Source organism: Tropicimonas sp. (genome assembly GCF_047971885.1).
Lineage (GTDB): Bacteria > Pseudomonadota > Alphaproteobacteria > Rhodobacterales > Rhodobacteraceae > Tropicimonas.
Map to the genome: position 1 here is coordinate 1 of NZ_JBKEAE010000002.1, position 12,708 is coordinate 12,708.

The following is a 12,708-nucleotide window of genomic DNA, read 5'->3' on the forward strand; positions in this document are numbered from 1 at the left end:
GCCAGTGCCGCACCGCCGAGCGTGCTCTGCACCTGCGCCTTGCCGTTATAGGGAAGGCCCGCGTCCAGTGTCACATCCCACAGCCCGGCGCCGGCCTCGTTCGCCTTTCCGTCGAGCGTGACCGGGCCGGACAGGCTGGGCACGATGGCGCCGAGATCGGGCAGGACGGCGCGAAGCGCCAGCGCCGAGGTGCCGCCGCCATAAGTGCCGCCGCCCGAAACCGTGCTGCGATAGGGGCCGGTCGCATCGATGTTGAGCGCCCATGGCCCGCCCGCCTGCTGCGCCGCGGTCGCTCTGGCGTTGAGCGCACCGGTGAAGCCGGCGGCAAAGGGCCGGATATCGGGCACGGTCAGGTCGACCGCCAAATCGGTGCCGCCACCGCCGACAGTGCCGGCAAGGGCTGCGCTTGTGGATTGCGCACCATTCAGGTCGAAATCGAGCTTCCAGCGCCCCGCGCCCAGTTCGGATGCGTTGCCCCGTGCGCTGAGCGGGCCGGCAAGCTGGGGAACCACCGGGGCAAGATCGGGTACCGACAGGTCGAGATCGAGGCTGCTCTTGCCGCCGCCGACAAGCCCGCTGATGGCGGCAACGGCCTCCATCGGGCCGCTGGTGTCGAAATCGACCCGCCACAGCCCGTCGCCCGCGTCCGAGGCCGTGCCTTCGGCGCGCACCGGGCCGGAAAGCTGCGGCACCAGCGGTGCGATATCGGGCAGCCCGGCCGCCAGCCGGATACGGTGCGGGCCGTCGCCGACCGAACCGTCGAGGTCGAGCGCCGCCTGATAGGGGCCGCTGCCGGTAAGCGCGAACTGCCAGCCGGTGCCGGTTTCCCGGGCGGTGCCGGAAAGGTCGATGACGCCGCTGTGGCCGGGGACCAGCGGCGCGATATCCGGCAGGTTCAGGGCCAGTGTCAGGTCGCTGTCGCCCGGTGTTACCTTGCCACCGAAGCTGCCGGTCAGTTCGTAGGGCCCGTCGAGATCGACCTCGGCGCGCCAGTCGCCGGGCGAGGCTTCATGCGCCCGGCCCGACAGCGCCAGCGCCCCCTCGCGGCCCGGCAGGACAAGCCCGATATCGGACAGTGCCGCCTGAAAGCCGAAGTCCGAGGCGCCGCTGCCGATATTGCCCGAGGCGTTCGCCGTCACCGCGCGGCTGTTCAGGTCGAACCGTTCCAGCGTTGTGCCCTCGGTGCTGCGCCGCGCCGCGGCGCTGAGGGTTACCGGTTCGGCAAGCAGCGGATCGACTGTCGCGTTGCCGATCGACAGGCCGTCGCCCCCGGCATCGAGCGTGATGTCGAAGGTACCGCCCAGCAGGTCGCCTTTGCCGGCCAGTTTCGCCTGCGCCCTGCCGGCCAGCTTCTGGCCCGAAAGCGCGGCAAACCGTGAAAGGTCGGCCGCGTTGACCGCCGCGTCGCCGGAAAGATGCACGCTGCGCCCCTGAATGCGCGCGTCGCCTTTGGCGGCAAGGCTGTAATCGCCACCGGTCAGGCCGATATCGGTCAGATTCAGCGCGCCGCCCTGTTGCCATGTCAGCGCCAGCGTGCCCGCAAGGTCGCTGCCGACCGCCGCGCTCAGCGCCGCATCCTCAAGGGCCAGACCGGTGATGCGGTAGGAAAGATCCGACGCGACAGATATGGGTGTCTCGTCCTGAATCGTGCCGCTGCCCGAAAGGTCGATCCGGGCGATCTGCGTGGTCTTAAGATCGAGACCGGCGATCCCGCCGGCGATCTGGTAGCTGTCGCTCTGGCTGGCGTCGAATTTCGCCGTGATGGCGGCATGGCCGAGCGATACCGGGCTTGCCACTGGCAGCCGGACCGGAGCGCCGCCGCTGTCGGCAATCGTCGCCTCGACATCGAAGAAGGTGGGCACGCCTTCGGCGGAAAGCCGCGCCGCGCCGCGCAGGTCGAGGCTTCGGGCGGTCAGCGCCAGTCGGGTCAGATCGAACGCCCCGTCGACGGCGCGGCTGCCATCGGTTATCAGCCGGATATCGGTGCCGAAAAAGTCGTGGTATTCGGCCGGCAGCAGGGGGGTCACGTCGCCGCCAACCTCGGCCGCGAATTGCGAACTTCCGTCCTCCGTGCCGGTCAGGCGGACGTTGCCGGTGATACGGTCCTGATCGTCGGTGCGCAGCGCGATATCGGCACCGAAATCCGACAGCGGCCCTTCGCCGGCGATCGTCAGGTCGAGCGAGGGCGCCCCCGGCAGCTTCATCAGGGACGAGACCAGCCCGCCCGCACCTTCATCGACCCCGACATCGACCGAAAGCACGCGCGTTTCATTGGCAAAGCCACCGCGCAGCGCTACGTGATCGCCGGGGCGATCCTGCCGGTCAAGTGCGATGTCGACCGACCCTTCGCCATCGGCCAGGGTGACCGACCCGCCAAGCGCAAGGACCGCGGCCTGGCCGAGCACCGGCTCACCCAGTTCGGCGCGGTCGATGGCAAGCCTTCCGACGCGGATTTCGACCGGCAGTTCGGGCAGCGAGAACCCCGACGCCTCGGCCTTGGGCGCTTCGATCGTGTCGTCGGCGGGCGCGGCCACCGGGCGCCGGACCACGATCAGTTCTCCGGCCGAAAGCTCCTCGACCGAAAGCTGGCCGCGCAGCAGCGCGGCGCGGTTCCAGTCGAGCACGGCATTCCTGAGCGTCAGCCAGACGCCTTCGTCGTCGGCGATGGTCAGTTCGGCCAGCCTGGCCTCGCCGCTCAGCAACCCCTCGAAGCCGTTGATCCGCACCTCTCGGCCCGAACCCGACAGCGAGCGTTGCAGAAAACGCTGGATCATGCCGCCGCCGTCCTCGTCCTGCGCCGGCAGGGCGAGCGGGGTCAGCAGCACGATCAGGGTAAACGAAGCGGCGCCAATGATACGCATCAGAATGCCTGTCCGATACCGATATAGAGTTGCAGCGGATCGGCATCGTCGGGGCCGCCGCTGACGGGGGTTGCGAAATCCACCCGGATCGGCCCCATGCCGGTGCGATAGCGGATGCCGAGGCCGGCGCCGCTCATCCAGGTTCCGCCGCCGTCATAGAACTCCTCGGCGCCGACATAGCCGGCGTCGTAAAAGCCCACGAGCCCGAAATTGCCGCGCACATAGCTGCGGATCTCGCCCGACAGCGCGGCATAGGACCGGCCGCCATAGATCGTATCGTCGTATTCGCCCGCCCCGAGCGACTGATAGGGCTGGCCGCGCACCGAGCCGCCGCCCCCGGCAAAGAACAGGAAATCCTGCGGCGCCTCGGCTATCTCGGGCCCTAAGAGACTGCCGAACTGAATGCGCCCGGCCAGAACCGTGTTCCTGTCTTCGCCGAAGCCGTAATAGGCGCGTCCGTCCAGCAGCCACTGCGCGCCGTTGTCCATGTCCTTGATCCCGGCGAAGGGGGTGATGGTGGTGTCGATATAGAATCCGCCGGTCGGGTCGAGCAGATCGTCGCGCCTGTCCCAGGTCGCCTTGAGCGGCAGGCTGATCATCGAATAGTCGCGCTTGCCGAACGCGTCCTCCACCTTGGAGGCGCGGTAGTTCAGGCTGGCGTTCAGCAGCAGTTCCTTCGAATAATGATAGGTGACACCGGTCCCGATCTCGGCCGTGGTCGCGATATATCCCGGATCGTCCTCGTGCTCGACATAGGCCTGGAGGGTGAAATCCACATCCGGGTGAAAGGTTGCCGGGCGGGTGAAGGCGACCGAGCCGATATAATCGGTTCCGTTGTCCGCCTCGGTTGCGCCGATGTTCTCGATATCGAGGTCGAACCGCAGATTCTCGCCCCCGCCGAACAGGTTGCGGTGCATCCAGAAGGCGTTGACGCGCAAACCCTCGGTGCTGGTCAGTTCGGCGCCGAAGCCGAAGCGGCGCGGCTTTTCCTCCAGCACCTCGGTGTAGATGTCGAGCAGAACGCCGGGCCGGACATCCTCGGCCTCGTTCATCGAGACCGAGCGGAACACGCCCGTCCGGCGCAGCCGTTCGGCGGCGTCGTTCAGTTCCTCGGGGCTGTAGACCTCGCCCCCGGGAAGTCCGGCGATGGCGACGATCCGTTCCGTGCGCATGCGTTCGTTGCCGCTGACAATCAGGTCGCCGAAACGCAGCCGGGGCCCGGGCGCGAGCACAAGCTCCGCGGCCACGCTGTTGGTGGCATGGTTCGCGGTGATGTTCTCCCGCGCAAGAAACACCTTGGCGTGCCCGGAATCCTGCCATGCGGTTGTCGCCTGCCGGGCGGTCCGAAGGATCACGCCGGATTGTGCCACCTCGCCCTTCGCATATTCCTCGGGCAGTTCGGTGTCCGGGGCGAGCGGGCCGATATCGGCCTGCGAGAAGCGGAACTTGCGCCCCTGATCGACGGTAATGACGACATTGCGGATTTCGGCGGGCGGGTCGATCGGCGAAATATCCGCCGCTTCGCGCCCGTCGATCCTCACGCTGACGGTTCCGTTATAACGCCCCTCTTCGTAGAGCACCGTCAGCAGGCGGCGGTATTCGGCACGCGCGCTGGCAAGCGTATCGGTATTGCTGGGTAGTTCGACCGGCCTGGCCTTGCGCCGCCAGGGTGTGTACCAGTGCGGTTCCGCCGCCTTGATCGTCGCCTCCTGTTCGGCAAGCTGCCGCTTCATCAGCGAGGCGCTCTCCAGCGATTTCAGCAATCCGTCGCTGGCGCCCGGCGCATTCACCACAACGGAATCGAGCGAAAACGCCGGAAGCGCTGCCAGCCCGATCAGGGCAGCGGCGCAGGTGCGCGAACAAAGGAAAGTCGAAAGCCTCATGGCCAAAATCCTTAATGCAATCGCGGTAGAATCGTAACGCCGCAACGTTCCGTGCAGGGGGTTCATACGACCTTGTTACAGCGATACAACAAAAGACAACCTGTCGGCAAATTCGGCCGGACCTGCTTCGCGCCGCCGTGATCAGGCGCCGCTGCGCGAATGCCGAAGCGGGGTCGCGTTATACCCGGTATTGTGCGCGTGCAGCATTTGCGCCACGATACCTTGTAGAATCGGTCGCGGGGAAGAGGCGGGCAATGGCGGGATACACGATCACGGTGGCGCAGCAGAAAGGCGGCAGCGGCAAGACCACCGTCGCGGTCAACCTGGCCGTCCACCTGCTGGAACAAGGTCACAGGGTTGCCGTGCTCGACACCGATCCTCAGGGCTCCCTGGGCCGGTGGTTCATGACCCGGCGCGAGGCGACCGGAGGAGAGCCGGGCATGGAGTTTTCGACCGCAAGCGCCTGGGGGGTCGGCTATGAATGCGACAAGCTGCGGAAAACGAACGATTTCGTCATCGTCGACACGCCGCCCAAGGCCGACAGCGATCTGCGCCCGGCGCTGCGCGAAGCCAATCTGGTGATCGTGCCGGTATCCGCCAGCCAGCTCGATCTGTGGGCGACCGAAGCGGTTCTGGAACTGGTCGAACGCACCCGCAAGACCGGGCTTCTGGTGCTGAACCGGGCCCGCGCCGGAACGCGGCTCAACGCCGAGATGGAGGCCGGGATGGCGGAACTGGATGCGCCTGTCGCTTCGGCCGTTCTTGGCAACCGGGTCATTTTTGCCGAGGCGCTGGGGCAGGGATTCGGCGTGAGCGAGCGGCAGCGGTCCGGTCCGGCCGCTGCGGAAGTCGCGGCGCTTTCGGACGAGGTTGTGGCGATGCTCGAGCGGATTTGATCTGACTACGCGTTTCGGTGAGACTGGGCCGGCAGATCTGGCTTTGTAATATATCGTAAATACTGAATTTTACACTTTATATGGCAACTTCAGGCCCGACTCCCGCGGTCATTGGCGGAAGTTCGAGATCGTCGTGGAACCGCAAGCGACCGTTGCCGTCGACCGTTACCGCCCGAATGAGGGAGGCGCCGGCCTGAGGAAAATCCTCATGATCCTCGGCCAGGGCGAGCACGACGCTGCCACCGGTGCCATATTCGTCGATCTGCCGGGACAGGTCGAAACGCGGGCCGCATTGCCAGCGGTTGCAGGTCAGCGCGCGCATCTCGCGCGGCAGGGCGCATCCCGTCGCGCCGTGATACAGGCAGGAGTTCCTGACGCTTCGTTCGGGAATCCTGCCGATATAGGCAGCGCGGATTTCGTCGCGCGTCATGGCGGGATTGTCGGCGCGAAACCGCGCGATGTCCTTCTCGGTCAGGAAGGCCATGCGAAAAAGCCCAAGCAGGCAGCAATGCCCGCCGCAGGCGATACAGGCTGCGTTGAGCGCCGGGGGATCTGCGGCCGACAGGGCCCTGCGTTCCCCGATTTCGTCCGGCAGGGCGACAGATGCGTCGTGATCGGCAAAAACCCTGTCCAGCAGTGCGTCGATCCGGGAGGTGAGCCTTTCGATCTCGTCGGGCGCACGTTCGGTCGGTTTCCCGTCGATCATCGGGACAATGGTTGTCGGAATTGCGTGCCAGTTTGTCCCGCCAAGTCTTGCGGCGAGCGTGGCAAGCAGCGATCGCGCCCGGGCGAACCGTCGTTGCCGCATCATTTCCCGTTTGGCGCGCAGACTGGCGCTGTGCTGCTGGTCTATCTCGACCTGCCGCCGCGTGCGGCAAAGCGGGGCATCGCAGATATCGGCAGCGCTGCCGGCGGGCAGCGGCATGTTGCAGATTCGGCACCGTCTGTCGCGGCGTGTCAGCGGTGGGCCGGGGGTCAATTTTCCGGCCCGCCGCTGCGCATTCAGAGCACCGTCACAACCGTGCCGATCGGCACGCGCTTGTACAGGTCGATGACATGCTCGTTGATCATCCGGATACAGCCGTTGGAAACCGAGCGCCCGATGGACGAGGGCTGGTTGGTTCCGTGAATGCGGAAATAGGTGTCACGCCCGTTCTGGAACAGATAGAGCGCGCGCGCGCCAAGCGGATTGCCCGGCCCGCCGGGCTGAACATAGTCGGTGCCCCTGAATTTCGCATAGGTCACCGGATCGCGCGCGATCATCTCCTGCGTCGGGCGCCAGGTGGGCCATTCCTTCTTGACGTCGATGGTTGCGGTTCCGGTAAATTCCAGACCGGCCTTGCCCACCCCGACACCGTAGCGGATCGCCTTGCCGGGTTCGGTAACGAAATAGAGATAATGGCTGCGCGGCAGGATCAGGAGTTGTCCGGGCTTGAATTGCCTTTTTATCGGAACGACTTGCGGCGCAAACCTCGGGTCGAGCTTGAAGCCGCCCGTCGCGGGTGTTTCCTGTGCCAGCGCCGGCAGCGCCGCGACCGCAAGCGAGGCGGCAAGAAAGTCTCTTCGTGAAAGCATGTTACTCCGGATCCCACATTGATAATTCTTGGGAAAAGTAACTTTCAAAAACCGCCTTGAAAATCAACACGCCGGGTAACAACCGCACGAATTCGTGCGCCTTTGTGTGGTGCCGGTGCCGCTATCGGAAATTCAGATCATCGCGAAATCGGTGAACCGGAAACGGCCCTTGGGGGCCGGGCGTCGGTTGCGGCGCACTGGCGGCCGGGGCGAATGACGGCGTTGTTCGGCTTTCATCAATCTGGTCCTCTGAAAATGAACTCGACAATTCTCTATCAAGCATACCGCATTTCGGGCTTTGCGTCACGTCCGGAATACCGGAAATTCCGTTTTGAAATCCGTCTCTTGTCTGCCGCTGCGTCGATATCGGGACGGAGTCGGGCTTTCATGCGGGGTTGCGGTGCGGCAGTACTCCGGTACACCGTTGCGGCGGACTCAACCGGGAGAGTGGTGATGGATCTGGGAATTGCCGGGAAGCGGGCGCTTGTCACGGGGGCGAGCAAGGGGCTGGGGCGCGGCTGCGCCGAGGCGCTGGCGGCAGCGGGTGTCGATCTGGTTGTGAATGCGCGCGCCGCCGCGACGCTCGATGCCGTCGCGTCCGAGATCGCCGCAAGATACGGTGTTTCGGTTACCGCCGTCGCTGCCGACATCACCAGCGGGGACGGCCGCGACCGGGTGCTGGATGCTGCCGGACAGGTCGATATTCTGGTCACCAACGCCGGCGGACCCCCACCGGGCATGTGGACCGACTGGGACCGGGAGGATTTCATCGCGGCGCTCGATGCCAACATGCTGACACCGATCGCGCTGATGAAGGCGCTGCTACCCGGCATGATCGATGCCGGCTGGGGCCGGGTGGTCAACATCACCTCGGTTTCGGTCAGGGCACCGGTTGCGGTGCTGGGCCTGTCCAATTCGGCGCGCGCCGGGCTGACCGGGTACGTGGCCGGAACCTCGCGACAGGTGGCGCCGTACGGGGTGACGATCAACAACATGCTGCCGGGCATACATGCCACCGACCGGGCGATCAGCCTCGACGCCGGGGTGGCAAGGGCCGAGGGGATCACGCCGGGGGAAGCGAAACTGCAACGCGAGGCGGCTATCCCGGTGCGCCGCTACGGCACGCCGGCCGAGTTCGGCGCCATGTGCGCCTTCCTCTGCTCGCAGCACGCGGGCTTTATTGTCGGGCAGAACATCCTGCTCGATGGCGGCGCGACCAACCTGACGATCTGAGATGCTGCAGGACAGGTTCAGCCTCAAGGACGCGCTGTTCAACAAAAACAAGGTCACGCTGCTGGCGGGCTGGATGCAGTCGGCCGATCCGGGTTTTCCGGTCCGGGCGTTCGTGTCCGACGTGATGGCGCGCCTGCCGGAACTGGAACTGAAGGCGCGTATCGACTGGATCGCCGAATGCCTGATCGCGCGCCTTCCGCCGGGGTTTCCGGACGCTGCGGATATCGTCCGTGCCGCCCTGCCGCCGCCTCTCGACCCGACCAGAACAGATGACGATTTCGGCGATTTCATCGTGGCGCCGCTTGGCGTCGTTGTCGAGCGGCTGGGGCTCGGCGACCCGCAGCGCGCGCTCGATCTGCTGGAGGACATTACCCGGCGCTTCAGCATGGAATACTCGATTCGCACCTTCCTGAACCGCTGGCCGGACGAGGTTCTGGCCCGGATGGAGGATTGGGCCGGTCATGAAAACTACCACGTGCGGCGGCTGGTGAGCGAGGGCACGCGGCCCCGCCTGCCATGGGGGCAGAGGATCGGCATCGCGCCGGGGCGGGCGCTGCCGCTGCTCGACCGGCTTCATGCCGACAGCACGCGCTATGTTACCCGGTCGGTTTCCAACCATCTGAACGATCTGACGAAATCCGATCCGGCAGCGGTGATGGAACGGGTCGGGCAATGGCGCGCGGCGGAGCTTCAGGACAGCAAGGAACTGGACTGGATGGCCCGTCATGCCCTGCGCACGCTGGTCAGGGCGGGCGATCCGGGCGCGCTGGAGATGCTGGGCTACCGGGCGGGGGCGGAGGTGGCGCTGATCGCGCTTGAGGTGTCGCCCGCCGTGGTCGGGATCGGCGCGGCGATGGAGATCGCGGTGACGCTGCGGGCGGCGCGGCGGGAACGGGTGATCGTCGATTATTCGGTCGATTTTGCCAGGGCGAACGGACGCCGTGGCGAGAGGGTCTTCCGGCTGAAGGATGCCGAGATAGTGCCCGACAGGACGGTGACGTTTCGCAAACGTCATGTTTTCAAGGCGGACGCGACGACCTTTTCCCTCTATCCGGGGCCGCATTTCCTGCACCTTCAGCTCAACGGCAGGCGGCTCGGGCAGGTGGCGTTCGAACTGACCGGGCCGGAGCGCGGGAGCGGCACATCTTAACATATGGTTAACCCCCGCGCTCGATACTGGCACCGAACCAGTGGTGCGAGGAACGTCGTGATGTTTCCCTTTCTGACTGGCGCCCTGTCGCTTGTCGTGCTGGCCGGCATCAGCCTGCTGGCGCTGCGGCGCGCCTTTCTTGCCGAGGGGCCGGTCTGGCTGCTTTACGCGGCGGTGGCGGTTGTCGCCCTTCAGGTGGCGCTTGCGAGCCTGCTGTTGGTGAGCGATCCGCAGCAGGCGCTGCCGGTCTCGGCGGCGGGCGTTCTGCTGCTGTGGCTTGCCAGCCGGATGATCGGGCAGCGCGGCGCGGCGGGGCATTCCGACTGAACCTGCGGCGGGATCGGCCGGAACACCCGCTTGCCCATCCGCTGCGGCTGAGGCATGGCATGTCGCATGGCGAGAATCCGCGAATATGTCTGCGCCGAATGCGGTGCGCGCTACAACAAGTGGTCGGGGCGTTGCGATGCCTGCGGCGCCTGGAATTCCATTGCCGAAGAGGCGCCGCTCGCCGCAGGCCCGGGGCGGGGTTCGGCATCGGGCGGACGCGGCAAACCGGTGCAACTGCTGGATCTGGCGACCGAGGAGGCCGCGCCGCCGCGCACCTGTTCGGGGATGGACGAGCTTGACAGGGTGCTCGGCGGCGGGCTGGTTCCGGCCTCGGCCATTCTGGTCGGCGGCGATCCGGGAATCGGCAAGTCGACGCTGCTGTTGCAGGCGGCGGCCGAGTTCGCGGGTGCGGGGCTTTCGGTTGTCTATGTCTCGGGCGAGGAAGCCAGCGCGCAGGTGCGGATGCGGGCGCAGCGGCTGGGACTGGGGCGGGCGCCGGTGCGCCTGGCCGCCGAAACCGGCCTGACCGACATCCTCGCCACGCTCGACCGCGAACGCCCCGACCTTGCCATCATCGATTCGATCCAGACCATGTGGTCGGACCGGGTTGAGGCCGCGCCGGGTTCGGTCAGCCAGGTGCGTGCCGCCGCCCACGAACTGGTGAGCTTTGCCAAGCGGCGCGGAACGGCGGTGGTTCTGGTGGGCCACGTCACCAAGGAGGGGCAGATCGCCGGGCCGCGCGTGGTCGAACACATGGTCGATACGGTGCTATATTTCGAGGGCGAACGCGGCCACCAGTTCCGCATCCTGCGCGCGGTCAAGAACCGTTTCGGCCCGGCAGACGAGATCGGGGTGTTCGAGATGACCGGGGCCGGCCTGACGCAGGTGCCCAACCCGTCGGCGCTGTTTCTTTCCGACCGCGAGGTGCGCAGCCCCGGGGCGGTGGTTTTCGCCGGGGTCGAGGGCACCCGGCCGCTGCTGGTTGAGTTTCAGGCGCTCGTCGCCCCCAGCCCGACACCGCAGGCCCGCCGGACGGTTGTCGGCTGGGACGGCGGGCGGCTGGCGATGATCCTTGCCGTGCTCGAGGCGCGCTGCGCAATTCCGTTTGCCGGGCTCGATGTCTACCTGAATGTCGCGGGCGGGCTGCGGGTCAGCGAACCCGCAGCCGATCTGGCTGTTGCCGCTGCGCTGCTTTCGGCGCGCGAGGATGTCGCGCTGCCGGCGGATATGGTGGTTTTCGGCGAGATCAGCCTGAGCGGCGCGCTCCGCCCGGTGGGTCAGACAGAAAACAGGTTGAAAGAGGCGCAAAAACTTGGTTTTTCGCAGGCGGCGCTGCCGGAGCGGTCGAGCGGATCGGTTCCGGCGGGCGTCACGCTCCGTCGGGTTTCGGATCTGACGGAATTTGTAGGTGAAATGTTTGGCGCCGGTTGACCGGCGGACAATGAACTTTGACGGATCGGGGCAGGAAGGCAGGCGAATGGAAGGTTTCACCCTCGTCGACGGTGGCGTCGCGCTCATCATCTTGATATCGGCGATCCTCGCCTATTCGCGCGGTTTCGTGCGCGAGGCGCTGGCGGTTGCCGGGTGGATCGCGGCGGCGGTGCTGGCCTATATCTTCGCGCCGAGCGCCGAACCGCTGATGCGCGAGATCCCCGGGGTCAGCAAGGTGCTCGACAATTGCACCGCCTCGACCATCGCCGCCTTTGCCGGGGTGTTCGCGCTGGCGCTGATCGTCTTCGCGCTTTTCACGCCGGTCTTTTCGTCGGTGGTACAGCGCTCGGCCTTCAACGCCATCGATCAGGGGCTCGGGTTCCTGTTTGGCGCTCTGCGGGGCATGCTGATCGTCGTCATCGCCTTCGTCATCTACGATTTCGCCATGGGCGGGCAGGGGGTTGCCACGGTCGATAACAGCCGCTCGGCCAATGTCTTCGCCTCGATGAAGGATTCGCTGACCAGCCAGATCTCGGATCAGGAAACCACACTTGCCTGGCTGACCGACAAGTTCGAAACGCTGATCGACAAGTCCTGCGGCGGCGCGTCGGAGCCGGCGACACCGGCGGACAGCGCCGGCTGATTTCACCGCCTCGCGTAATGTTGAACGGCCGGGCCGGGCGCTCCGGTATAGCCGCTCGGGGTCTTGGATGCTGTTTTGTTGCGGTTGGCGTTCGCGGGTGCCGCCCGATACGGTGTTGCGTTTGCGTGTTTGCGTGACAAAGGGATGACACCGGGTGGCGAACGTCCTACACAGGCCGCGCCTGCCATTGCCCGGATTCGGAGCACCTTGCCTGATGCCTGCCGCGCTCACCGAGACACGTCCGTTTGCCGCACACCCCTTTGACGATGACAAGCTCCGCGAGGAATGCGGGGTTTTCGGCGTTATCGGTGCCGACGAAGCCGCCAATTTCGTTGCCCTCGGCTTGCATGCGCTGCAACACCGCGGGCAGGAGGCCGGCGGGATCGTCAGCCACAACCGCGAGACGGGGTTTCATTCGGCACGGCGATTCGGTTATGTGCGCGACAATTTTACCTCGGCCAAGCTGATGGAGACGCTGCCGGGCGATATCGCCATCGGCCACGTGCGCTATTCCACCGCCGGCTCGAAGGGCCGGACCGAGATTCGCGACGTTCAGCCGTTCTTCGGCGAATTCTCGATGGGCGGCGCCGCGATTGCGCATAACGGGAATATCACCAATGCTGTCGCGCTGCGCCGCGAACTGATCGAGCGCGGCTCGATCTTCCAGTCGAGCAGCGACAGCGAATGCATCATCCACCTGATGGCGCGC

General features: G+C 66.1%; 9 protein-coding genes and 2 pseudogenes. 7 read left to right on the plus strand and 4 right to left on the minus strand.

Going from position 1 to position 12,708, the window contains the following annotated elements:
* A pseudogene (locus tag ACK5IR_RS00045) lies at window positions 1-2,861 on the minus strand (hypothetical protein); the annotation flags it as partial.
* Complete coding sequence (locus ACK5IR_RS00050) at window positions 2,861-4,744, minus strand: autotransporter assembly complex protein TamA (RefSeq protein ID WP_416924644.1); 1,884 nt, start codon at window positions 4,742-4,744, stop codon at window positions 2,861-2,863. The pseudogene ACK5IR_RS00045 and the gene ACK5IR_RS00050, both read right to left, overlap by 1 nt.
* Window positions 4,745-4,998: 254 nt before the next feature.
* Between ACK5IR_RS00050 and parA the strand changes: the two genes are divergently transcribed.
* The gene (gene parA, locus ACK5IR_RS00055) at window positions 4,999-5,640 is read left to right on the plus strand and encodes a ParA family partition ATPase (protein ID WP_416924646.1); all 642 of its coding nucleotides are present in this window, start codon (window positions 4,999-5,001) and stop codon (window positions 5,638-5,640) included.
* Window positions 5,641-5,716: 76 nt separating this feature from the next.
* Here parA and ACK5IR_RS00060 read toward each other — a convergent pair whose 3' ends face one another.
* Window positions 5,717-6,565 carry a hypothetical protein gene (locus tag ACK5IR_RS00060; protein ID WP_416924648.1) on the minus strand — a complete coding sequence of 283 codons (849 nt, stop codon included), beginning with the start codon at window positions 6,563-6,565 and terminating at the stop codon, window positions 5,717-5,719.
* A gap of 77 nt (window positions 6,566-6,642) precedes the next feature.
* The gene (locus tag ACK5IR_RS00065; RefSeq protein ID WP_416924650.1) at window positions 6,643-7,215 is read right to left on the minus strand and encodes a L,D-transpeptidase; all 573 of its coding nucleotides are present in this window, start codon (window positions 7,213-7,215) and stop codon (window positions 6,643-6,645) included.
* 453 nt (window positions 7,216-7,668) lie between these two features.
* Here ACK5IR_RS00065 and ACK5IR_RS00070 point away from each other — a divergent pair, with 453 nt between their 5' ends.
* The 6 genes and pseudogenes from ACK5IR_RS00070 to ACK5IR_RS00095 form a co-directional block, all read left to right on the plus strand.
* Window positions 7,669-8,448 carry an SDR family oxidoreductase gene (locus tag ACK5IR_RS00070; protein ID WP_416924652.1) on the plus strand — a complete coding sequence of 260 codons (780 nt, stop codon included), beginning with the start codon at window positions 7,669-7,671 and terminating at the stop codon, window positions 8,446-8,448.
* A 1-nt stretch (window position 8,449) separates the two neighbouring features.
* Window positions 8,450-9,598, plus strand: a complete 1,149-nt coding sequence (locus ACK5IR_RS00075; protein ID WP_416924654.1) for a hypothetical protein — start codon at window positions 8,450-8,452, stop codon at window positions 9,596-9,598.
* Between the two features lie 60 nt (window positions 9,599-9,658).
* The gene (locus ACK5IR_RS00080) at window positions 9,659-9,925 is read left to right on the plus strand and encodes a hypothetical protein (protein ID WP_416924656.1); all 267 of its coding nucleotides are present in this window, start codon (window positions 9,659-9,661) and stop codon (window positions 9,923-9,925) included.
* 66 nt (window positions 9,926-9,991) lie between these two features.
* Window positions 9,992-11,356, plus strand: a complete 1,365-nt coding sequence (radA, locus tag ACK5IR_RS00085) for a DNA repair protein RadA (protein ID WP_416924658.1) — start codon at window positions 9,992-9,994, stop codon at window positions 11,354-11,356.
* 46 nt (window positions 11,357-11,402) lie between these two features.
* Window positions 11,403-11,999: a CvpA family protein gene (locus tag ACK5IR_RS00090; protein ID WP_416924660.1), complete on the plus strand. Its 597-nt coding sequence runs from the start codon at window positions 11,403-11,405 to the stop codon at window positions 11,997-11,999.
* Between the two features lie 214 nt (window positions 12,000-12,213).
* A pseudogene (locus ACK5IR_RS00095) lies at window positions 12,214-12,708 on the plus strand (amidophosphoribosyltransferase); the annotation flags it as partial.